A 24,159-nucleotide genomic window follows, 5' to 3' on the forward strand; every position below is an offset into this window, starting at 1 on the left:
GCAGCAAAAGAAAATTCACAAATATTAATGCTAACCATAACCTACTCTTAGGTATTTTCATATTGATCCCCATGCTGCGCTATCGCAAAATTCATGAGCACTAACAAACCAGCAAAATAAAATATCCGCGTGATCAAAAAAAACAAATAGTTTTCCAGATAAATTCCTAGATAAGCGGCAATATCAGAAATGGTAAATGAAAATACAGCAAAAGAAAAGAGCAACGCTCGCAAACTTCCCAACCGATAATAGTAATAGATAGCAAGCAGAAGTGAGAAAACAATACTTATCCCCAAAAAATAGTAATAGTAAATTAGACTACGCTCATGATCTTGCATAGCTAAAACAGACTCCAGACTATACAGCATTCCGAAACATGCTAAAACCACAAAGCCTGTAATTGCAATAGAGGGTGTCATTAGTTTAAAACGCAAAAGATTTTTAAGCTGCCTAAAAAACAAAGAGAAGTAAGCTATACCGCCACAAATAAAAAATCCTAAGGAAATAAGACTATCTTCATAAAATATAGCTGCAATATCTCTTAACCAAAAAGCAATAAGTGCTAGCATCAACACCTTACTTTGTTTGGGAAAAGAAAACACAAAGAAGCCTATTAATAAAGTGGAACTCACAAATCTTAACATTCTCGAGATGAAAGTAGGAAAAAAGAGTACTGCCAAACAATTAACAATAACAAGACCCAATCCAATCGCAAAAAGCATTTGAAATCGTTCTAAATCTTTATTTTGAATGCCTTTCATACTCCTCTAATTTTAAAAGAAACAGAAAAGTTGGGTATCCTAAAGAAACGTAAAATTTTACAAACTAAAATCGAGAATTATTTTCTCGTAATTTCTAAGAAAATAGTCGTTTAAAAAATGGTTTTTTGTGTCGTTCAAAAGGAGTCTTTAAGTATTTTGATATCTTCCTGCTCTGTACGTAATCCTTCGGTATCTATTGTAAAACTCATAAGGAATCCCAAGCTCAAAGCGTAAAAAAAACGATCTACATACCACAATTCATCAAACTCGTTATAATAAGCTAAACAAGCACTGATATCTGCTAATATGAACCCAAAGACCATAAGTGCAAAATACAGAGAGCGGTTACTGTTCAAGACAAAATTGTAATAAAAAGCACATGAAACAAGTACTATTAGCGATGATCCCAAAAAATAAAAAAGAGGAAGCTCTAATAAATCCTGCATCTGTCCCTCAACAAATCCAGATAGGATATATAATATAAGGATATTTCCTGAGGTAAGCAATGCCGCAAATAGAAGAGATGATTTTTTAAAACCCGAAAGTCTAACAAAAGGAATGCGCTCTACACAGAATAAAGTATAACTCAAACCTGCAAAAAATAAATACAGTTCTGTACCCCAATCACTTTCAAAAAAGATGTGCGCAAAATCTCTACACACCAATAAAAACAAAGCCAAAGTGACCCATAAATTTTGGTTTTTAACCAAGTAAAAGTAAACCAATATAAATGAAAACGTTGACCCAAATCTTACAATACGCATAACGTGCAAATCGTAGAAATAAACCGAAATCAGATTTACAAGTAAGACTAGAAAAACCAGCGTAAAAATACCCTTGCCCCCATTGATGTTAAAAAACTTCAAAATCTTTTTTAAATAGATTAGCAATAATATTGACAAGATATATTTTTCCTTGTTAATTATACCTAAATGAACAAAAAATCCACAATCGAATTAAAAACTCAATTGTGGATTTAATCAGTTATCCGGGAGAGATTCTTTATAGCTACTCACTCAGATTGCGATTCTCGACATTCTCTTCAAAAGAAAGCTAACAACTTTTTCTTTATAGATTAGAACAAGTTTTAAAACAACCTTAAATTAACTCACCGTGTCGCTCATTAAAGTTGATAACGAAAATCTGCTCACAAGAAAAGTGCTTGATAATTAGAGCGTCAAAAAATAAAGAAGGCTCAAACTATTCTGAAATACTTCTTCTAAGTACTCTTTAGGTTTTATTTATTCTTTTCGTGAAATTCTGTGATTCGCGATAACATTCAACATTTATTTACAATCAGTAACCGGAGTGAAACTTAGATAAGTTATGTAAAAAAGTGAGAGAATAGGATCTGAGCTCATTGTAAACAATCACTTTTATTGGATTTTTTCAGACCTAAACAGGTAAGTACAGGATACTATACCCAAGTTAGGTTTTTAATATTGTGAGGAACGACATAATAACTAAAACGTTTTACTTATATTCTAAGTAATAATAAACTATTTCCCAACTAAACGATCAGTTGATAAGTTGTATGTGATATAAACGATACTAGTTTGTAGAGATGAACGACATAGAAAAAGAAAGAAATAGCGGTACTGATACAGATTTCGATTCGAGTTTCCTGTCTAAATGGAACACCAATACTATAAGTTTGGTTTAGTGTGCAGTATAAGCTTTACGCTGAGATATGTTGCTCTTAGAGAACATGAAGTTCCTGTAAAATCTATATATGCTAAGGGCTGCCATGGTTTTGGTGTTAATAATAAAAGTACACAAAAACAGTGGATCGAACCAAGTGTTAATTGGATTTTGGATGAAAAATGGAATAAATAGTCCTATAAAAACATAAAAGCTAAATCATTAATTACAATGCATAAATACTTAAAATTAACCGTTTGCTTTCTTACACTTCTTTGTGTCATCGCGTGTAAAACCAAGGCAGAGGAACCTGATTCTCAAACTGTTTTAAATGAAGAGACCAATATACCCAAGATTGTAAACATTATAAACTTTATTCGCGACATCGAACCTCGTGATGAGGCAATAACCGAAGAGGTTCTTTTTGAAACCACAAAATCTCAGGTTGAAATCATGCGCCAATATCAGTTAGGCGGTACTTTTCTCCTGCAATATGATGCCTTGATAGATGAACACTACCAGGAACTTTTAAAAGGTTTACCTGTAGACTCTTTTGAGATTGGAGCATGGTGGGAAATCCCACAACCCCTTGTTGAAAAAGCGGGGCTGGAATGGCGAGGACGTTTCCCCTGGGATTGGCATCCTGATGTAGGCTTTTCTACGGGCTACACTCCAAAAGAAAGAGAGCAACTAGTTGATGTTTACATGGAAGATTTTAAAAAGATTTTTGGGTACTATCCAAAATCTGTGGCTTCATGGTTTATCGATGCACATACACTGAATTATATGTATGAGAAGTATGACATTATAGCTTCTGCAAACTGTAAAGATCAATATGGTACAGACGGGTACACCCTTTGGGGTGGTTATTGGAATCAGGCGTATTATCCCAGTAAACTTAATTCGTATATGCCCGCTCAAAATGCCGAAAATCAAATCCCCGTTCCCATTTTTAGGATGCTGGGCAGTGACCCTATCCACCAGTACGATACAGGGCTTGAGCACGACAGACAAGGGGTTATCTCTATGGAGCCTGTATACCCGAGATCTGGAGGAAGTGAGCCATGGGTAGACTGGTATATGAAAAATTTTGTGGACGGTGAATCTATGCAGTATGCCTATGTTCAGGTAGGACAGGAAAATTCCTTTATCTGGAAAGATGTAAAACAGGGTTTTGAATACCAGATGCCACTTTTTGCAAAATTAAGGGATCTAGGAAAAATCAAGGTTGAAACACTTGCCGAAACAGGGGCCTGGTTTAAAGAAAACTTTAAAGTCACTCCAGCGACTTCTGTCACCGTAAATACGGATTATGAGGATGGAAAGAAAAAGACAGTTTGGTTTAACAGTAAAAACTATCGTATAAATCTACTTTGGGAGGACAATACGCTACGATTTAGGGATATTCATTTGTTTGATGAAAGCATTCAGTCAAGCTATCTGGAAAACAAACTAGAATCTAATCAGGCATTATTCTTTACACAGCCTTTTGTTGATGGTTACCTATGGAGCACCGCTCAAAAATTGGCCGGACTTCGGTTTAATCAGGAAAAAAATGGTGAGATAATTTCGTTAGAAGGAGAAGATCCAATCATTACAAACCCACAAGATGGTAAATTAGAAGTCCTCTGGCCTCTTCAAGATGACAACGGAACTATTAAAATGGAAATTGATGAAGATCAAACCCAGATTACACTTGAGGGAGGAAAATCTCTAGATTGGTTCTTAGAGTTGACTGTTGCCAAACCCAATGATCTTCCATTTCAAAGTATTGAAGACGATAAAATAGAATCTTTAAGTCAGGGAAAAACCTATACGGTATCTACTTTAAAAGGAAAATTTTCAAAGCCTGTAGCTGATGAAGTATTTAGAATCTATCCCGAGGATAACAGTATAAAACTGAATTTTAAACAGTAGGTATACGCATCGTCGTTTAGCTGTTAAATAGAACTAAACAGTTTATCATTTTTAGGAGTTGCAACTTCTAAACCTAATTTTAATATAAAATAATGCCGAAAATAGATAAGTTATTCGTTGCTTTATTAATTGCCTTTCTACCCTTAAAATCTTTTTGTAAGAAGCAGCCTTTAGTTTCATTACAGTGCGAATACCTGTCTAATCCTTTAGGAATAGACCTGGAAAAGCCAAGGCTAATGTGGCAAATTAATTCAAAAAAGCCGCAGCAACAACAAGCCTATAGAATCGTAGTAGCTAGTTCACTTCAAAAATTAAATACAGATTCTGCACTGGTTTGGGATTCCGGGAAGGTAAAAGCTGATGATCAAATTGTATACTATGATGGTGCACCATTAATGGCTCATAAACGCTATTATTGGAAAGTAGAAATCTGGACAACCCAGGAAAAAATAGTTTCAGAACCTACCTGGTTTGAAACTGCAAAAATGGCTTCCTCAGACTGGAAAGGTTCCTGGATAACAGATACTCATGATAAAGAATTTGAGCCTTCCCCTCGTTTTAGAACGGTATTTAATGCCCAAAAACCCATTGCAGAAGCACGGTGTTACATAAGTGGACTGGGGTATTACCAACTGTATCTGAATGGTGAAATTATAGGTAAAAGCTCATTAAATCCCGGGTTTACCGATTACAGTAAAAGAATTTTATACAATACCTATGATGTGACGGAAGCACTTCAAAAGGGAGCTAATTGTATAGCAGTACAACTAGGTAATGGTTGGTTTAATGAGCAAACGCCAACTGTTTGGAATTTTCATTTAGCCCCCTGGCGAGAACGCCCACAGCTACTTTGCGAAGTATTGATAACCTATTCAGATGGTGAACAGGAAGTAATAAAAAGTGATGTTTCCTGGAAAACCAATAAAGGACCGGTACGCTTTGATAACATCCACGTGGGAACAACCTATGATGCCCTTTTAGAGCAGCCAGGGTGGAATACTGTAAATTTTAAGGAGTCCTGGAAAGAATCAACCCTGGCAAATGCTCCTGCTAAATTGATAGAGAGTCAAAAAATGCCGCTTATTGCTGAAACAGACAGATATGCTCCAGTTTCGGTAACCAAAATTAATGATACGTGTTACGTATATGATATGGGGATCAATACTGCTGGTATTACAGAATTCAGGATTAAAGGTCAAAAAGGAACCCGCGTGATGCTGCGCCACGCAGAGATGCTGGACTCTAGTGGAAATATCGACCAACGAAATATCAATATGCATTTAAGGCCCCGAAATGAACGTGAAATTATACAGTCTGATGTTTATATCCTAAAGGGAGAAGGAGAAGAAGTCTTTAAACCTGAATTTACGTATCATGGTTTTCAATATGTAGAAATTACAAGCGATCATCCTATTCCACAGGAAAATATTCATCTGCAGGGAATAAAAATGCATAGCGATGTAGATGAAATAGGCAGCTTTACATCATCTAGCGAATTGCTGAACAAAATACTCGCTATCTGTAAAAATTCGTATTTAAGTAACCTCTATAGCCTGCCTACAGATTGTCCTACCCGTGAAAAAAATGGTTGGATGGCCGATGGCTTTATGGTTCAGGAAGCTGGTATGCTTAATTATGATTCCAATACTATTTATGCGAAATGGGTCAAAGATATGGTAGATGCTCAAGAGGATACGGGTAATATGCCCGGTATCGTTCCTACTTCACATGAATGGAATTCCGATTGGGCAGGACCTATTTGGGATGCCGCCATTTTTATAGTTCCCATGAACCTATATGACTACTATGAAGATAAAGAGAGTGTCAGGAATATTTATGCAAGTGCACAGAAGTATCTAAATTATTTGGAAACTGAAGAAAATGAGAAAGGATTGCTAAGCTCCGGACTGGGAGACTGGCTGTATTATAAAGCTGAAACTTCTACCGATTTCATGGTTACTGTATACTACTATTGGGATAACATACTAATGGCAAGAATGGCTCATATTTTAGAAAAGAATGCCGATGAAGCAAAATATTTGAAAAAAGCAGAAGACTTAAAAAAAATCATCAATAATGAGTTTTTTGATGAAGGAAAAATGGCATACGCTAATGAAACTCAATTGTCTTATGCGCTGCCGCTTTATATGAATTTAGTACCCAAAAAATATGAAAGTCAGTTAGCCGAGAATCTAAACAAGAAGATAAAAGATAATGATTACTATCTTGATTATGGTTTTATAGGCAGTCTCATAGTTCCGGAAGTGTTATCAAATTATGGTTATGCCGAGACAGTATTTAAAATGGTGACACAGGAAAATATGCCGTCGTGGGGAAATTGGGTTCTTAAAGAAGATGCGACCAGTTTATATGAAACCTGGGATATCAATCGCAATATTGGTGATGCATCACGCAATCACCCATCAATGGGAGCTATAGCAGCCTGGATGTATAAAACCTTAGCCGGAATTACCAAAGCTGAAAAGACTCCTGCATTTAAAGAGATCCATATTCAACCTGCGTTCATTCCTCAATTGGATTTTGTTAAAGCCAGTTACAAATCGCAATACGGGCTAATTACTTCAGAATGGACGCGCACAGGTAAAAAAATTAAGTTTAAAGTTACCATTCCGGCGAGTTGTAGTGCTAAAATTGTATTACCTAAGGAGACAAAAACAGTAAATGGAGGATCGTATACGTTTACATTAAATACAGTTGATTTGGAATGATAGTAAAAAAAAGTATTTGTACCTGAAACAAAAAATTTAACGCTTAGTTGTACAATTATATATAGTCTTATTGGTGTCAAAGACCAATAAGAAGACATCGTTCAAAATGTGTTTATTAAAATATGGAAAAGGCACCAGAAGCTAAAGAGCCATATTAACCTTAAAAATTATTTGTACAAATCTATTTCCAACAGTTAACAGTTCTATAGAGCAATATTGAAAAATGCGCCTGGTTTTTGTTTTGAAAAGATTCATATAGATATCCTAAAAGCTTCCATAGAGCAAGACTCCAACAATTTGTTTGAAAAACTTGGAAAACTTGTAAAGCTCGATATAGAAAACTTACCCCAAAATGCAAACAAACCTTTTTACTAAGCAGGTAAGTTGGGCTTACAAAAATAGAAATAGCCGAACATTTAAATGTCTCTATAAAGGATGTAGAGACCCATTTAACCAAGGCCTTTAAAATTTTAAGAAATACGATAGGAGAAAAACTAAATGGAGTATTGTTTTTACTTTTTTGGTACCGACAGCAAAAATAATCCAAGCAACGAAAAACTATAAAATTTCTAGTAGAATCTAATTTGTCTCTTGAAGACAGACCTCTTCTTGAGTTTATTGAGGGTTTTATTTTCAAATTAAAAAATGGGGTAAGCCCACTTAAAATCAATCTCTCTCAACTACCTGTTTCAGTCGCTTTTCAAAAATATACCAACTTAAAAACACAAAGATCATCCAACCCAGACTGATATATACATGGGTTGCTATTGACACATGATATCGGGTAATGAGGGCTCCATACATAAAGGCTATAAACACTGCAAATAATCCCCAGTTAACAAATCGCCATTTCCCCATTATTGGTTTTCCACTTTTCTTTCTCTTGATGCTTTTTCGTTTGTAGGTAATCCATATTCCGCTGAGAATTAGAGATGATATTCCACATCCAAAAATAAACCAGATACACTTGGTTATCAGTCCTCCCCAATACCCAAAATGTAACGGGTCTACACTATCATTAATCCACATTGCAGTACTGATTTCTGATGCTTTCTGAGCAGAAATAACAGCCTGCGTTTGAGGGTCTATATAAACCCGGTTTGCACGTTGACGTACAAGAGGTACTGTACTGTTGCCTACTATACCCAACACATCACCAGACTTTTGAGGTACATACAAATTGCCAGCAACCAATCCTGGTATTGTTTCCTCAGCTATTGCTACCGCGTTATCATAATCTATAGCATAGGTAAGATTAACAGGAGCCTCTGTCTCGTCAGTGCTGCCTATTTGAGTGGGCTTGGGATTAACCTGTTCTCCAATCCCGGCTATATTGGCACGTTCAATAAAGTACCAAATTCCGCTAATGGAAAATAAAAGGCTAAATGGGATAGACCATAAACCTACCAGTCTATGCATACTTCTAAAAAACACCAATGCTCCTTTCCCTTTTTGCAGCTCAAAGAGTTTATGCCACCATTTTTTATAAAAGCAAAGCGCGGTAATTAGTGATATAAGCAACATAAACCCAAAAAACAAGACTACGAAATTTCCTATTTGAAATGGAATAAACAGGTAATAATGCAGATCCCTAAAAAAGCGCTGAATAGTCAACGCCGACTCTCCCTGAATTTCACCTGTGTATCTGTTTGCAAAGACGTAGCTCAAATTATCATCTTCAATTTTATAGATAATATCACATAAGTACCTTTCAGGTGGGCGCATCCACAATTGAATTTTGGCATCGGGATATAGTTCTCTAAAGTTGGAAACAATTAAATTTCTGGAGGCTAATTCCTTTTGTGGTGTCGCCCGCATCGTAGGGTTGAACAGCCAGTCCATCTCATGGCTTAGCGTAGCGAGCGTTCCCGAAAAGCAAACAATAAAAAAGAGAATACTTAAGCGGATACCAATCCAGCTATGAATATTAAAAAAAAGCTTTTTAGTTAATTTCATATATTAGAACGTATAGCCCACACTGAGTAAATAATTCCGGGGCGTTCCGGGATATAAACGCGTATAACTATAGCCACCTACCCAATGGGTTTTATCAAAAATATTATTGACTAAAAAGCGGATATTGAATTTATCTACTTTATACGAAACACCTGCATCTGCTACCACGTATGAAGGAAGCTGTAAACTATCCTCCCTTGTGTTTCGCTTACCAACAAAATTGCTACCTAAGGTAATACCGATACCTTTTAAGTTTTTTCCGGTAAAGGTGTATTTCCCAAAAATACCCCCCTGGTGTAGCGGTGCATTTTCTTTACGCATCCCTATCTCTTCCGGGTTATCACTTTCAGTTATCCTGGCATCGTTATAGGCATAGTTTGCAGTAAGGCTCAGGTTAGGTAAAATACGACCGTTAATATCCAGTTCGATTCCTTTTGATTGTTCCTGACCTCTCTGTATTAGTAAATCGGGGTTGATCGCGTCATTAGCATTCACGAGGATATTGTTATTTTCTATAAAATAGACCGCAAGATTTGCTGCTAAGCGCTTATTAAAAAACTCTCCTTTTGCACCGGTTTCAACCATATAGGCGGTAACTGGATCAAAGGGACCTCCCGCTTGTGGATTATTTAAAGCAGCTACACCCTGAGGCTGAAAGCTCTCGGTATAGGTTCCATACAGATTAATAGCAGGAGTTGCTTCATAGACCAGACCAACACGGGGCAGGAATTTATGCTGGGTGGTAGTTTCTTCATCAGGCTGATCAAAATTGGATATATCATTATAGTATTCCTGTCTTCCCCCTAACAAAAGCTGAAATTTATTCCACCTAATCTGGTCCTGAATATAGATCCCGTAAGAATAATATTTAGTAGGGTCTGAAGGGGAATTAATAAATATATAATCACTTAATCGAGCTACATTGTAGGTCGGGTTTTGCAAATCAAAATGCGGAACATTAGGCACAGGGTTCCCATTTTCATCTCTTAAAAAGTTAGCAAAATCAGCTGCGCTCGAAGATGCACCGCCACCTTGTAATAAATAGCCTCTAGCAAAAGACTGCGCATTTCCTACGGGCTGTTTTTGTTCGTTATAATCAAATCCGGCAACCAGTTTGTGTTCTAAGGCTCCGGTAGTTGCTTTATAAACAAAGTAGGAAGATAAGTTGTCAGCTATAGTCTGTCCCTTTCGGGTTATCACTTGCATTCCCATCAAAGTTGGAATCGGATCCCCATTGGCATCTAAAGCGAATTGATTAGAGGTACGGTGTTCCTCCAAATCTTCTTGAGCGACGTACTTTATATACGAAGCATTAAAAGAAAGATTATCTGTAAACTGATGGTTTAAAGAAAGTGTAGAATAGACTACATCTGTTTTATGAAAATCACTGGTTTGACCAATTGCAAAAGAAACCGGTGTTGAATAGATATCACTTCCTGAAGTAGCTCCAAAAATAGGTTGTCCCCGATCTAACTTACCGTCAAAATTTGTAATAACCAGGTCAAAGTTGATACGGGTTTTTTCCGTAGGTAAGAACGAAATAGAAGGTGCAATTACATAAGACTTTTTCTCTTGAAGATTTCTAAAGGAGTCTGAGTTTTCATAAGCTAGATTGAGTCGATAAAGCAATGTTTTCTTCTCATTGATAGGCCCTGTAAAATCTGCGGTGGTACGTAAGGCATTAAAACTACCCAGCGTAAAATTGATCGCTTTGCGGTCTTGTGCCAAAGGTTTTTTGGTCACCCGGTTCATCACACCTCCGGGAATAGAGTTTCCGAACATAGCAGAAGCAGGTCCTTTAATCACTTCAACCCGTTCAATATTGGCTAAAAGAGGCTCCGGACCAAATAAACCAACAACGCGCAATCCGTTAATATAGGTTTCTCCAGAACGAAATCCTCTAAAGGTAAAATCGTCGTAATACGAATACATATTGACCCCACTGATATTTTTGATGATATCATTAACCCGATAGGCTTGTTGATCGGCAAAAACTTCTTTGGTCACATAACTTACCGCTTGTGGAATACCCTTTATAGGAGTAGCGGTTTTGGTAGCTGCAAAGCTTAGGTTGTTTTTATAGGATTTCTCGCTTCTTCCGGTTATTTCTACTTCTTGCAACTGCTCGCTTGAAGGAGTCAAGGTGAAATTAATTTTTAATTCTTGTTGATCATTTATTGCTATTTTCTTTTGCTGAGGCTCAAAACCCATAAAACTTACACTAAGGGTATAGGTTCCTGCGGGAATATCAGAGAATTTATAATTACCATCATAATCTGCTGTAGTTCCTGAATTTTCAGATAATATAACATTTGCTCCGAAAAGAGGAACTCCGTCCGGATCAACTACTTTACCGCGCAGCATAGTAGCTTGAGCTGACACTAAGGTTATGTTGAATAGTACTAATAGATATAAAAATGTATAAGTCTTCATTAGTTGTTAATTTGAAGCTGCAAACATAAATACTTTTATTTAGACTTAATATAAATAGCGCATTTAATTATTGGATAAATTTTTAAAATTGCCTGTATCTAAGTCAGCGTAATCCCTTTATAATAGGATAGAGTTCAAAATATTTGAATGCCTCACTTTTACTATATTGATTGTTTTGGTGAAATTATTGTAATAAGAAAAGTATAAAAACAGTGAAACCCCCTGTAAAACAGGAGGTTTCTTTCTAAAGTAGTGACCCCGGAGGGAGTACAATCAATGCAAAACGCATAATCAACACAAGACACTAAAACCCATTAAAAATACTCTCATCCCAATATATACAGGGGTTTAAAATAAATACCTGTTTTTGCATATATTCGCATACCTTTGTTTTTATTATTATTTAGCCGTACAACTACCGTACAATTTTTATAAATTTGTATTGTAATTCAATTTTCCATGGCTACTGTAAATTTCCTATACCGATCCACAAAGGACGAATCTACGTTAAATGTCAGGCTTCTTTATAGGCTTAACAGTCCTGAGTACGCAGAAGGTTTTAAAGACTTTGTTTTGGGCTCTAAGACAAATATTCAAGTTTCAAAACATTACTGGTCCAAGCTTCATAATAAGAGGTCAAAAGATATTGAAATCCAAAACAAACAGACTGAAATAAATAGCCAGACCAATGAGCTTTCTAATTTTATCCTAAAGGCATTTGATAAAGAGCAAGAACAGGAGTTGGATAAGAAATGGCTTCAGAATGTAATAAAAAACTATTACAGCCCTCAAGAGGAAGAACAGGCACTACCTAAAGACGTAGTCAATTATCACGAGGCTTTTATCGATATGAAAGGAAGTGAATTAACCGAAGGAACTAAAAGGAAATATCGGGTTACAAAAAATCTTCTGATCAGGTATGAGAAAGAGATCAATTCAAAAGTCCTTATTAAAAATGTCAATCTTTCTTTTAAAAAGAAGTTTGAAGCCTACTGTTTAGATAAAGGTTATGCTCCCAATACAATAACCAGAGCTTTTAGAACTATCAAAACACTTTGCCGTCACGCTAAATTTCACGGCTTAGAAACCAGTTACCAATTAGACAGCATAAAGAGCAGCTACCATAAAGTACCTAATATCTATTTGAATTTTGAAGAGTTGGAGAAACTCGAAAAAATAGATCCCAAAAAACTAACTGAGAGTTATGAAAATGTGAGAGACTGGTTAATTATAAGTTGCTACACTGGCCAGAGAGTTTCTGACTTTATGAGATTCCGTAAAGAGCACATAAGAATTGAAAACGGGAAGAGCTTTATTGAATTCACTCAAAAGAAAACCGGTAAGGTAATGACTGTTCCACTTCACCCAAAAGTATTAGAAACACTTGAGAAAAGAAACGGGGAATTTCCCAAAGCCATATCCGATCAGAGATATAATGACTACGTAAAAGAAGTTTGCAAAATTGCTAAAATCAATCAAATAGTTACCGGTAGCAAAAAACTGGAGACTGAACCAGGTAGTAAAAAATACAGAAAGAAAACCGGAACTTATGAAAAGTGGGAATTGGTAAGCTCTCATATAGGACGAAGATCCTTTGCTACCAATTTTTATGGAACCATCCCTACAAGCTACCTAATCTATGCAACTGGACATTCTACAGAGGCAATGTTCTTAAACTACATAGGCAAGAGCAATAAAGATTTAGCTATTGAAATGACAAAGTTTTTTTGAATACAGAAAGACGTAAAAATTTTACACTTAGATAGTTTACATTCCACCAAACAAAAATCAACTATGAAGACATTCTACATTTTAGCAATTTTACTTTCTCTTAGCGCTTCGGCTCAGGCTCCCAAATTTGAACTTACCGCTCAAGGATTTGTAAATGCCAGTGATCCGGAACAAAACTATCTAGTAATTGAATCACCGGAACTAGATCAGGCTCAAGTTTACAAAAAGGCTCTTACTTATCTTCACACGCTATACAGCAATCCAGACGAAGCACTGAGCGTAATTGAAAATGAACAAATAACAGTAGACGGGTACGCGCCTAATAGCGTTCACAGAAACGGCATGCACGTATTCGATATGGATTACAACTACATATTAAAGTTCAAAGATGGAAAATTGAGGATTGATGCCCCTACTTTTGAGTTGACTACCTTTACAGATCACAAGCAAGTATTACATTTAGTGTGGACTAAATTTAGTATGGATGGGTCAAATTTGGGTATCTACGGAAAGAAAGACAGACTCAAATCTGACAGAGCAAAAGAAGATTTAGAAAATCACTTCAATGCGATAGTTTCAGGAATATTTGAAGCTATTAACAGCGCAGGTGATGACTGGTAATTAATAAAAAAACTCATCTTGAATAATGTATTTAGACTCCTCCCTAAATTGCAATTCAAAGGTTATAATTTTTGATACTGATTAAAATATAAATCATACTATTTCAAATTAATACAACTTATTTTGTTTTGATCTATAGTTTCTACTAATATTGAAGCTAATCATTTATACACAAGACTAGATCATAAAAAACTATTTAATAATGGGTAAAAGTTTAAAATCTTTCAAGAAAGAGTTTGAGAAAAAATGGGTCGGCCTTTCAGCCGTAGTAATTGGGATAGCAGGACTGTTTAGTATTGGATATTATTGTGGAAATTATTTAATGGAAATAAGTTGCGAAAGAGAAAAACTAGCTATTACCGAGCAATATCAAGAAAAAATTTTTGAGCATAGATCAAGTTGCAATTCTTACATGGTGGATGGTTTACTAAAGAAAACTAGTGTAATGGAATTAACCATTGAACAGTTGAAAAATATAAAAAATGAAAAATAGAATAATAATTATTTTGCTGTTTTTGATTGTAGTGGGAATTGTTCTATTTATTGAAAACACTCAATACATAAATGATTTAAAAGGCCAGGTGACTCTTAAAGACGAAAGAATTGAAGCTTTAAAATTTAGTGACTCATCAGTTGCAGAAGCTACTAAAGAATACTCAAATACTATAACTAAATATATAAAAGATTGCAATGTCGATGTAGACGGAAAAACCTTTACGTTTGACGAATTTATTGATCTTTACATTAGCGAAGTTGAAAATTCAAACAAAATAAAAGATTCTTTAAGAAAGCTTTCATTTCTCAATAAAGGATATATAAAAAAGTATGGCCCATCCCTATCACTTAAAAAGAAAAACGACTCTACAATAATAATTGTCAACTCCCCAACCAGAGCAGACACTGCCTTAGCTTATCTTCAAGAATTGAAAAGCATTGAAAATGAATCGACTAGAATCAAAGATAGTCTTCAAGTATATCGAAGTATGGTACATTTCCTTGAAAAAAAGTTTGAAATCCATTCTTACTACGATATGAACAATAAATCCATAAAATTTGGATTTAACGGTTTGGAAAAAATTGATTCTGCACTTTTTTTATTGCCATACTACAGGCATAGATTAACAATAGACAGTACGACAGTTACTGTTGAAGTTGATCAGGAGTACTTGAGAAACGAGAGAAGAGCCAAGAGGGCTCAAAGAAAAAATAAGAATTAATTCACTCATTAAGATATTCAATATAATAGTAGGTTAAAAATGTAAATGCTAAAAAAATTAATATCATATTCTATCTAATTTATGAATCCGTACCTCCAAATAGCAAGAGAACACCTCAGCATTGAGGATTTAGAAATGCTCTTAAGAGAAAAAAGAGGCAACTCAGCTGAGCCTATGACCTATGAGCAAAGTAGAGCCGCTTATTACGGTGAGCAATTTAAAAAGCTACATAGACGTAAAAGTTAACGGATGAAAATTTGCATTGGTTTAAATTAAAATATTGATTTGTTTGCGTGCCAGTAAACACCGTCATTAATAAAAGTCCAGCGTTCGCCAATATTCAACCCTATAGATGCTACATTTTGATTTGTGAAAATTTGACCTGTTACATTTATAACTTCATCCATTCTTTTAACTGTAATTACCCGTCCTTCTGGATGCGTGGTAGGGTCTGGTAGGTATATATTAATTGCAGCAGAGTTGTAACAGGAGATGTATTCATCATATTGAGCAATAGTATAATCATCTGAATTGACCAGTCTTTTAATGCCTTTGAATCTACCTTGAGTCTTTAAGTCTAAAAAATAACCTCCGTAAGCTTCTACCGGGTTAACGTTTTCATTTTTTGCAATTCCAAAAACCCCGGCGATAAACTCTGTATTTTGTATATTTCCTTTAGGTAGGTTTGAATAACCTATACCTAATATTCCTGCCTTACCTTTGATATTGCTTTGTGTGAAAAGCGAAATATCTATACCGGGGAAATTTGCTACAACTCCACCGCTATTTATAGAAGCAGAAGCGCCCTCTTGGAAAGCATCACCCTGCCTGAAGCATACGATTGAACCGTCAATACTGCTTAAGGATATTCTTTGCTTATACGGTCTAATTCCTGCAGATCCTTCAATATTTAATTTCGTATTTAATCGAATATCTCCATTTATACTATCAAGAATAACTCTCGGCTCGACTTCCGATTCGTCTTCACTCTCGTAAATAGCTTGAGAAACTATCTTTCCACTCTGTATAAGCCAATCTCCAATATTTGCGTTTTCAGCAAGTAATGTGTTGGTAGCGATGATCTCGAAGTTATCATCTATAAACTGCCAATTAGCGATAATGAATTCTGCTGCTTGGTTATCTTGGCCTATGTAGTAGAACCATTCTTTAACACCTTCATTATTGAACTTAAAAACGTAATCAACTCTATTTTGAGAATTATGATAAAGTGTTTCAGGATTGAACTCACCCATGTTCACATACAATGGAGCTTTGAAATTACCGATGTTATTGAACACCCGGTTGAACTGCTCACTTACATATTTTTCATTCTGGTAAATGGTGTTTTTTATATTCCGCTGATCTAACAAAACACTTGTTATGTAGCTAATCGTTACCTGACTGCCAATCTCAAGGGAATACTGGTAAGGATTATTTAGTTTCTGAGATAAACTTAAAATGCGAACCTGAAAATCAATACCAAAGTCTTCATCAGTGATCGTTATGATATCACCTATATTTAATTCAGTTTGATTACGTCTTAAATAAGGGTAGTGAGGACTAACCTTATAAATAACATTCGGTTGGCTGTACTTATCCAGATATTCGGTTGCACGCTCTAAAAGTTCTTCCTCAGCGTTGTCTATATACGCCTGAGGCATTTTGATATTGACAAGAACATACTTATCACCGGAACGAGGTCTGAAGGTTTCATTTGGTGAAGTATAGTCGGTTTCATCGGTGTAAGGAATAATCTCTATTTCCTTATTTGAATTATTGTAACTGGCGATTTCAAATTCACGACCGGCAAGATCTCCGGTGTTGAAAATAACTTTTGCTTTTGCGCCTCCTATAAGTTGATCGTTGATATTGAAATCAATTGAGGTGTCTCGAAATTTTGTAATACTTGATGAACTAGAAACAACCCCCTTCAATCGTGGGTAAACATCCTCAAATGTTACGCTACGTTCTATGGTCCCGAAAACATTAACATTATTTTGAAGTTTGGGTATTTTTAGGCGTTTGCTTCCGTATTCATTTGTAATGTTTCGCGTGCTTCCGCTTGGGTATAACACAGTAACCAACTCCGCATTTTGAAGGGTGAGGCGTTCAATATCTCGAAGTCCTTTTTTATACTCAAACTTTAGATTCGTTTCAGACCCTATCTTTTTCCGGAAAGTGATTTGCTTTCCTTTAACCTGAAATTCACATTCAAATTCAGCCGCTAATTTTTGAAGGGCAGCAAGACAGTTTTCATTTGTGAAGTTGAGATTCTTTCCTTCTAAAGGTTCTACATAATCAGCAAAATAAACACCTTCACCATATACCCGGTTAAGGTTTGAAATTATCAGGCTTACCGCATCAATCGGATCTCCGAACAAATAAAACTCCGATTCATCATCAAGCATAACCTGAACGTTTTTCAGGATATACATATCTGATTTGAATTGCAGATTATAGCTGAATGTATTCTGAGACTTCTTAACTTGAGGTTCGTCCAGAATTGTATAAACAGAATCCTTGAATTCAATAAAATCTCCTATCTGCAAGTCTAGCTTTCTACCTTCAATTGTAAAGCGAGAAGTCACCACGTCTTCACCGCCTATTTTTTGAAGCAACTCCGTTTGACCGTCAATTTCTATGTTGTTAATCTGAGTTTTAACCTCATCGATATATCTAAAAATCCTCATTCTTTAATTTGCTTGAAATTCTATAATTGCTCTTTCAATACTAGCAAAACGGCCATCTATACTTTCTAAGTACCTGTTGTACCTAGTGTTCACCTCAATTTTAGCCAGATAAGTGATTGCTTCAGTGTTGACTTCTAAGTTTCTACGGGCATCTAATCGCATTGCGTTTAATGTACCGGCTAAAATATTTGCCGTATCTTCGGTTACTGAAGCTATAGCTCCACTTAAACCTTGTTTAGATGTATCGGCACCTAAGGATCCAATACCGGTATTTTCCAAAATATCGTTAATCGCATCTAAGTCAGTCTGAGCACCAGAAATTAGGGTGTTGTAAAAGTTTCTAAGCCTTTCAATATCTGCAGAACTATAGCTCCCGTCTGCTCCTGCCTCAGCAAACTCTTTATAAAAGTCCTCAACCTGATTTGCTAGAAAGTTTATTTTGAAATTATTCAATAAAGCTTCCTGCATCATTACCCCAAAGTCATCGGCAAAATCTGAGGCCGCTCTTTTACCGTTCCGGAATCCTTCAATTATACTATCTGTAATTGATTGAGAAGATGTGCCTGTATAAATTTCATTGAGTTCTGCTTGCAGTTCCTGAGCCTCTCTTTTCAGCTGTTTTGCCTGCTCTGCAAACTCTTCAAGTTTCGCGGCATCCGTTCCGCTTCCCTTGCCTTTTTTCCCGATAGTAAGCCCTAATAACTTCACTTGCTTCTCGGCCTCCTTTTCGGCTTGCTCAGCTCTTTTAATGTCCTCTTGCAACTGCTCGAGATTCTTCAACTGGTCAAGTCTATTTGTAATCTGGTCACGTCCTACACTTTTAGAGATAGCATAGTCCAAATCATCAATAGCACTATTTAACTTTTTAATGGCTTCTTCAAACTTTGCAGTATCAGAAACAACCTCAACTGTTAGAGCACTATCTAAGACGGCTAATCCTCCGCTAATAATATCAGCAGGATTACCAGTAGCTATGCCTTTAGCAAGCTGACCAGCTCCTGCAGCGACTCCTGCGAGTTGATTCAGTAATTTTGCGGTGTCCTCATCTCCAAATTTTTGGAATAAAGAAGAAACCTGATTAAATATTCCTGCTAGCTCATTCGCGGTTTGTTGAATGTTATTTCCAACCTCATCCTGAGATCTTTTTATTTCCTCGTTGATAGCGAGTATTTGATCTTTTGTGAGTTCTTCAGCTTTCAATTTGCCTTTCAGCTTTTGAATATGAGCCTGTAGCTCTCGGTTATTCATATTCAATAGACTACCTAGAAAATCCGCGTGCAAACCTTCAGCATCATCAAGATACTTTTCAGCTTCTTTTAACTCTAAACGTCTAATCTTGATTCGTTCCGCTAATGCTTTACGTTCTTCGTTGGTTTGAGCTGCGTAGAACTGTTCGTAAAGGGTTCTTAATTGTCGATCAATCGCATTTATAGAAGTAGTATCAATTTCAAAGTCAACCGGTACCGTAATTGGCTGTAAACTATTTGGCGAGGTCACAACGCCTCTATTTAGGTTGATTCCCTCCTTCTCAGCTGCTAAAACGATTTTTTGCTGTTCAGCAAATACCTTTGTTTTATCTAACTGATTCTTTAGGTATTCACCGTAATCAGATCCTTGTTTTAAAAGCGTTTCAAACTGAGCATCTGCAATCTCTTTTCCTATTTGCTTAACTACGGCCTCGTACTTTTCGTACTCTTCCTTATTCTTATTGAGCATCTCAGTAAATGCATCTTTCTTGGAGTCTCCACCAGATCCACCTTTTGGAGTGTATGAAGTATTTAAAAGGCGTTGGCGCTTCTCCGCATACTTTCTGATTTCTTCAGTTTCGCTATCTAAGAAAGGCTTTAGGGAAGGAATATCTTTTGCCAGGTCAATAGACTTGAAAGTTTCAAACACTTCCTTTCTAGCATCTACAAATTGCTTTATATCTGGAAACTTGTAGTTTTCAAATTGCTTTAATCCTTCAAGGGAATCCAATGCAGCTATTTCCTTAACGATTTGTTTTGCTCCGGCTGCATTGTCGTAGGTTAAACGTTTAATACGCTGAAGCTTTTCCTCCTCTTTATCAAGTTGATCATTAGCGTCCCCAAGACCTCGGCTGTAAAGATTTATTGCATCGTTAGCAAAGTTCAAATCTGCAATAAGACGCCCTCCCTTTCCAAATGGATTTGCATCTAATTGCTTGTTGAGCTTTCCTAGTATTTCAGTAGGTGAATCGCTATAACTAAAATTGAGTTTGATATCTTCTTTAGCTGCGTAATCTTGAATTTCTTCTACTAATTTATAGAAATCAGAAACGCTTTCTTCATAGAGGTTTCTTTGAGTTGCTTTATTATTTTGGGCATCTATAACCTTTTGATTGAGTCCGCTTAATTTAAGTCTTCGGTTTTGCTCGTCGTTGATATCAGAAAGAGCCTGCTTAACCTTTACAAGAGTAGTTTCAAGGTCATCGTTTTTGATCTTATCTAAATCAATACTTTGAAGGTATTCCGGATACTGCTCTTTTAACTTTCTAATTGCCTCAAAACGCTCATCGTATGAAGTATTTGTATCGAGTATAGTCGAATTTAATATATTGAATTCATTCGCATGTTTACGTATAGCGTCATTGTAATTCTCGGTATCTGCAATTGCACGGTTGAGAAACTTTGCAAGCTCGTTGCTCACATCAAGTGCAGATTCACCAATTCCGCGCGTAATAGCTTTAATTCTATTCCCTAAAATCCCTAATTGATTAACATTTGAAGAAATATTTCTTTCAAATGCTTCTTGTGATGCTCCGGCTGAATTACCTAAATCTTCTAAGTCTTGCGCTGCGCCCTGTGCGTTTTCTCCGGTAGTTGATAGAATGGCGCCCATAGCCTCAACGCTGCCGGTTAACTCTTTTAATTTGTTCTGACTTCCTCCTGCTTCTTTATAAACTGCCTGAAAAGCGTTTTGAAGTGTTAATGATTTAGCCGCCCCGTCTCCAAGTACTTTAGTAGTTGCTTCAATTGCTGCTCTTATCTGGGTCATTGCCTGAGCAGTGGGAACACCTTGCTTCGTGAGTGAAGCTACTGCAGCTAAAACTTCTCTAAACTCAAAGCCTGAAGCTGCGGCCAGTGGTGCAACTTGAGATAAAGAGCTTGATAACTGTTCAAAATTGGTTTTTCCAAGTTTTACAGTTTGGAATAATGCATCCGCTACCGCTTCGGCTTCTGATGCTTCTAACTTAAATGCTTTTAACACGGTTGTTATTCCGTCCGCTGCTGTTTTAGTTGTTGTGACTCCTGCAGTGGCTGCTTTTGCCGAAACTTCAAGTAGCTTTAATCCTTCGGCACCATCATAACCGGCACTCACTATTTCATAATACGCCTTAGCAAGTTCAACCGGACCATCCGGGCTAATTTTACTTAGATTAAAAACCTTTGATGAGATGTCATCAAAATTATCCTGAGTCGCTTTTGAAATGGTTTCAACCTCTTTCATAGCCTTCTCAAAATCCTTTGCTAATTGAAATGAATCGTTTGCTATGGCAGTAAAGGCAGCGGTTGCACCAAGCAACAAGCCTGCAAATGGATTAATGCGGCTTACAGTGCTTGCTAAACCTCCTATAATTCCCTCAGCTTCTCTCGCTCCCTGTTTAAGCCCGTCGTTATTTATGCCACTGGCAAAAAACAAACTGTTACTCCCCCGTACTGCCATAACTGTAAACTATTTTAAAGAAGAGATTCCGATCTGAAGAACCTCATCATCTGTGTAATCGTCAATATTAGCCGCGAACATTAAGAACTTATTAAGCTCTTGGTCACCGGATTGAAGAGCGTTACTATTGACTAAGTTTTTAAACTCTTCTTTTCTTCGCTCAATTTTCTCAGAATTGCGTCTAAATTGTATCTGAGTGATTCGGTAAGCGACTAGGTCTTTTGCTATTTGTTTAATTTCTTCTTGTGCTGTCATAACTATTATTTTCTCATTCCGTTCATAACTCCTTGAACAAATTCTTTTTTGTCCTTCTCTGAGGTTTTGCTTTTCTCGGATTGCTCTAATCGTTTATCGATTGAATCCATTCGTCTGTTTAATCCTTTTACCGCTTCAAGGATTGCTTCTCCTGTTTCTTGGTTCATTTTTTTTGGTATCTAAGGTTATTGAATTGATTGTTTGTAGATTTTGATTTCCTCAGGCGTGGGCTCGTTTTTAGGCTTTTGCTCTTCCTTCTTTTTTGAAGATTCATCAAACTTCTTTTCAAGGGTTTCCATTCTTTCCTGCATCCCTTTCATAAGGTCCATCATTCCTGATAATACTTTTGTTGTGCTCATTATGCGCTTTTGTTTTTAGTTAATTTTTTCTTTTAAAAGAGTAATCATATAATCAGTAATACTCATTCCTTTACGTGCTGCAGCTACTTTGATTTTCTTTTTAAAAGCCGGCTTCACATTGAACGTGACACGCTTGTAATCTGTCTGGTTTAGTACTTGACTCATGGTTAATAATTTTGATCTATAACAAATAGATGAAATATGTAAGAAGTTACAGGCGATTTTAGACGTAGGTGTGCGTAGATGCCATACTTTTAAAGGGTTTTACTCCGTTAGGGGCTAGTATTGAAAATGAAAAAACCCTGTAAACATTAGATCCTAACATTTGACAGGGTTTTATTTGTACGGCATTTGTACTGTGAAGCATCAACCGCCCCAACTTAAACCTTTAACCGGCTTCGGTTTGCTTACTGTGAAGCCTATATTTTGTATCTCGAAAATCATTCTCATTATTAGCGCGTCAAGTATATCTGGTGAATGGCCAATCACTTCCTTAATTTTTGATTTTGGCAGCAACTGTATTTTGCCATCGTCATCTAGTTTATAGCTTTTCAAGCATTCAAGCTCTTTATAAAGTTTGGTTTTATCAATAAAGCAATTAATTTTAATCGTTCCGCTGTTAACCACTTTTGCAAACTCATAACCGCACTGGCTTTTAAGGTTTTTGTAGTTGACTTCCTGTCCTTCTTTTTTTATAGGCTTTGCTCCATTATTGAATGGAACAGCCCCGGCTAGATAACCTCTCAAGAAAGATCCTAAGCCGTCTGCATCATAAGTAATATTTGATCGTTTTACTTTGAATTCAAGAGCCTTATCCTTGAGAAACTTTTCAACGTCTGGAGCTTCGCATTTTTCAATTGTATTAAATTCAACTATTCGCCATCCATCCCAAACGATAACCACGAAATTATCTGAGCCGTGAAGAGCTATATCTGCAGTAATATACTTTTCACCAGGTTCCGCATGATCATTCGTGAATAAAGCTTGCATACTTCCGAAATCAATTAGCTGGTCATCCGATTCTTGTTGCTCAGCTAAATACAACTGTTTAAATATTTTAGGAGGTAAATCCTTTTGCGCCTGAATAATTTCGTCTTCAGAAAGAATACCCTCAGCCACGCCATCCCAAGCCGTTACTTTGAAATATGCATACTCCGGATCTGTTTTAGACTTATCCGCAATCTGGTGCATCCAGTTTGAAACTCCTCCAAAGTTCCCAATAAGCTTCATTTTACCCCGTGTGCTTGTTATGGTAGATCGCAACGCGTAAAAAGCCTCTACCCTTGCGCGTGGTGCCTCATCAAATACAATTGAATATACGTCCTCGCCAAAAAGGTTATCTGGCTTCTCAGCACTCTTAAAGTGAATAATTGCACCGTTAGGACACGTAATAGTTAGGTTACTTTCATTGATTTGATAAATACCTAATCTTCCTAATCTGGTTTTTAATCTGCTAAATGCGATTTTTGCCTGAGAATATACCGGAGCGACCCACCAATGATTAAAGCCGGGTTTATTCCAATCTTGGTGAGCTTGCTCATAAATCCACCAGATATGAGAGAATGTTTTCCCGACTTTAGTTGATGCCTCCGTAACTGTAAAGCGGCTATCATTGTACAAAAAGTTTTGTTGATAGGTTGTAAGCTTTGGCCTTTCGATTATTATATCCATTAGTCTTTGAAGCTTACCGTTATAGTTCCTTTCTGGCTGTTGTCAAGCTTATAGAAACCGTTATGCTTGTTGATCATTTCAAGAGCCGATTCCTTGTCAACAAAGCTGCATTCGATATAATCTTCTACAACTGTTTTATCTTGGGTTTTGATTGTTTTACGTTTATGCTTAAAGGATTTAATTAACTTTCTCACCTCAATTGGTAAGGATTTAACCTCATCGACTGAAAGGCCCAGCACAATGGTTATATCTGAATTAACCCACTGATCTAATTTTTGGATCACGTCCTGGTGTGTAAAATTGAGCTTTTCAAATACTCCGTCCTTCAACTTTTGTACGTAATCTAAAATGTTATCTTTCGTTAACAGTCGGGATGCTTGCTCTTTAGCACTTCTTTTAGCATAACCGGCACGAATAGCAGCTTGAGTCTGGTTCAAATCGATTACATACTCTTCGCAAAACCTTTTTTGCCTTGGGGTTAACTTCTTCATTCT

General features: G+C 36.4%; 18 protein-coding genes. 6 read left to right on the plus strand and 12 right to left on the minus strand.

Features of this window, described 5'->3' with window-relative positions; all coding sequences use genetic code 11:
• Nucleotides 1–47: 47 nt before the first annotated feature.
• Together DSM03_RS00330 and DSM03_RS00335 are read right to left on the minus strand one after the other, a co-directional pair.
• Nucleotides 48–761, minus strand: coding sequence for a hypothetical protein (locus DSM03_RS00330; RefSeq protein WP_128761390.1), 714 nt, complete (start codon nucleotides 759–761; stop codon nucleotides 48–50).
• A 134-nt stretch (nucleotides 762–895) separates the two neighbouring features.
• The gene (locus DSM03_RS00335) at nucleotides 896–1,627 is read right to left on the minus strand and encodes a hypothetical protein (protein ID WP_128761391.1); all 732 of its coding nucleotides are present in this window, start codon (nucleotides 1,625–1,627) and stop codon (nucleotides 896–898) included.
• 1,006 nt (nucleotides 1,628–2,633) lie between these two features.
• Between DSM03_RS00335 and DSM03_RS00340 the strand changes: the two genes are divergently transcribed.
• Both DSM03_RS00340 and DSM03_RS00345 read left to right on the plus strand, forming a co-directional pair.
• Nucleotides 2,634–4,319: a hypothetical protein gene (locus DSM03_RS00340; RefSeq protein WP_128761392.1), complete on the plus strand. Its 1,686-nt coding sequence runs from the start codon at nucleotides 2,634–2,636 to the stop codon at nucleotides 4,317–4,319.
• 92 nt (nucleotides 4,320–4,411) lie between these two features.
• A complete protein-coding gene (locus DSM03_RS00345) occupies nucleotides 4,412–7,048 on the plus strand; it encodes an alpha-L-rhamnosidase (RefSeq protein ID WP_476703239.1) in 2,637 nt (878 codons plus the stop codon).
• Between the two features lie 666 nt (nucleotides 7,049–7,714).
• On the opposite strand, the gene DSM03_RS00350 is transcribed toward DSM03_RS00345, so the two are convergent.
• Both DSM03_RS00350 and DSM03_RS00355 read right to left on the minus strand, forming a co-directional pair.
• Complete coding sequence (locus DSM03_RS00350; RefSeq protein WP_128761394.1) at nucleotides 7,715–9,004, minus strand: PepSY-associated TM helix domain-containing protein; 1,290 nt, start codon at nucleotides 9,002–9,004, stop codon at nucleotides 7,715–7,717.
• 3 nt (nucleotides 9,005–9,007) lie between these two features.
• Nucleotides 9,008–11,437, minus strand: a complete 2,430-nt coding sequence (locus DSM03_RS00355; RefSeq protein WP_128761395.1) for a TonB-dependent receptor — start codon at nucleotides 11,435–11,437, stop codon at nucleotides 9,008–9,010.
• A gap of 459 nt (nucleotides 11,438–11,896) precedes the next feature.
• On the opposite strand from DSM03_RS00355, the gene DSM03_RS00360 reads away from it, so the two are divergent.
• The 4 genes from DSM03_RS00360 to DSM03_RS00375 all read left to right on the plus strand — a co-directional run bounded on the left by DSM03_RS00360 (nucleotide 11,897) and on the right by DSM03_RS00375 (nucleotide 15,006).
• Nucleotides 11,897–13,168 carry a site-specific integrase gene (locus DSM03_RS00360; RefSeq protein WP_128763005.1) on the plus strand — a complete coding sequence of 424 codons (1,272 nt, stop codon included), beginning with the start codon at nucleotides 11,897–11,899 and terminating at the stop codon, nucleotides 13,166–13,168.
• Nucleotides 13,169–13,231: 63 nt separating this feature from the next.
• Nucleotides 13,232–13,789 (plus strand): hypothetical protein, encoded by a 558-nt coding sequence (locus DSM03_RS00365; RefSeq protein ID WP_128763006.1) that lies wholly within the window; start codon nucleotides 13,232–13,234, stop codon nucleotides 13,787–13,789.
• A 202-nt stretch (nucleotides 13,790–13,991) separates the two neighbouring features.
• Nucleotides 13,992–14,282 carry a hypothetical protein gene (locus tag DSM03_RS00370; protein ID WP_128763007.1) on the plus strand — a complete coding sequence of 97 codons (291 nt, stop codon included), beginning with the start codon at nucleotides 13,992–13,994 and terminating at the stop codon, nucleotides 14,280–14,282.
• Nucleotides 14,272–15,006, plus strand: a complete 735-nt coding sequence (locus DSM03_RS00375; RefSeq protein WP_128763008.1) for a hypothetical protein — start codon at nucleotides 14,272–14,274, stop codon at nucleotides 15,004–15,006. Before DSM03_RS00370 ends, DSM03_RS00375 begins: the two co-directional genes overlap by 11 nt.
• A gap of 272 nt (nucleotides 15,007–15,278) precedes the next feature.
• On the opposite strand, the gene DSM03_RS00380 is transcribed toward DSM03_RS00375, so the two are convergent.
• From DSM03_RS00380 to DSM03_RS00400, 8 genes are all read right to left on the minus strand, one after another.
• Nucleotides 15,279–17,696: a phage tail protein gene (locus DSM03_RS00380; RefSeq protein ID WP_128763009.1), complete on the minus strand. Its 2,418-nt coding sequence runs from the start codon at nucleotides 17,694–17,696 to the stop codon at nucleotides 15,279–15,281.
• Nucleotides 17,697–17,699: 3 nt separating this feature from the next.
• Nucleotides 17,700–21,380 carry a phage tail tape measure protein gene (locus tag DSM03_RS00385; protein WP_128763010.1) on the minus strand — a complete coding sequence of 1,227 codons (3,681 nt, stop codon included), beginning with the start codon at nucleotides 21,378–21,380 and terminating at the stop codon, nucleotides 17,700–17,702.
• Nucleotides 21,381–21,389: 9 nt separating this feature from the next.
• Nucleotides 21,390–21,635 (minus strand): hypothetical protein, encoded by a 246-nt coding sequence (locus DSM03_RS00390; protein ID WP_128763011.1) that lies wholly within the window; start codon nucleotides 21,633–21,635, stop codon nucleotides 21,390–21,392.
• 5 nt (nucleotides 21,636–21,640) lie between these two features.
• Entirely contained in the window at nucleotides 21,641–21,802 is a 162-nt protein-coding gene (locus DSM03_RS18920) for a hypothetical protein (RefSeq protein ID WP_161568046.1), read from the minus strand.
• 18 nt (nucleotides 21,803–21,820) lie between these two features.
• Entirely contained in the window at nucleotides 21,821–21,994 is a 174-nt protein-coding gene (locus tag DSM03_RS18925; protein WP_161568047.1) for a hypothetical protein, read from the minus strand.
• A gap of 15 nt (nucleotides 21,995–22,009) precedes the next feature.
• Nucleotides 22,010–22,159, minus strand: a complete 150-nt coding sequence (locus tag DSM03_RS18930) for a hypothetical protein (protein WP_161568048.1) — start codon at nucleotides 22,157–22,159, stop codon at nucleotides 22,010–22,012.
• A gap of 201 nt (nucleotides 22,160–22,360) precedes the next feature.
• Nucleotides 22,361–23,665 (minus strand): terminase large subunit domain-containing protein, encoded by a 1,305-nt coding sequence (locus DSM03_RS00395; protein WP_128763012.1) that lies wholly within the window; start codon nucleotides 23,663–23,665, stop codon nucleotides 22,361–22,363.
• On the minus strand, nucleotides 23,665–24,156 hold the full coding sequence (locus DSM03_RS00400) for a terminase small subunit (RefSeq protein ID WP_128763013.1): 492 nt from the start codon (nucleotides 24,154–24,156) through the stop codon (nucleotides 23,665–23,667). Before DSM03_RS00400 ends, DSM03_RS00395 begins: the two co-directional genes overlap by 1 nt.
• Nucleotides 24,157–24,159: the final 3 nt, after the last annotated feature.

Origin of the sequence: Leeuwenhoekiella aestuarii (genome assembly GCF_004104055.1) — a bacterium.
Classification (GTDB): Bacteria; Bacteroidota; Bacteroidia; order Flavobacteriales; family Flavobacteriaceae; genus Leeuwenhoekiella; species Leeuwenhoekiella aestuarii.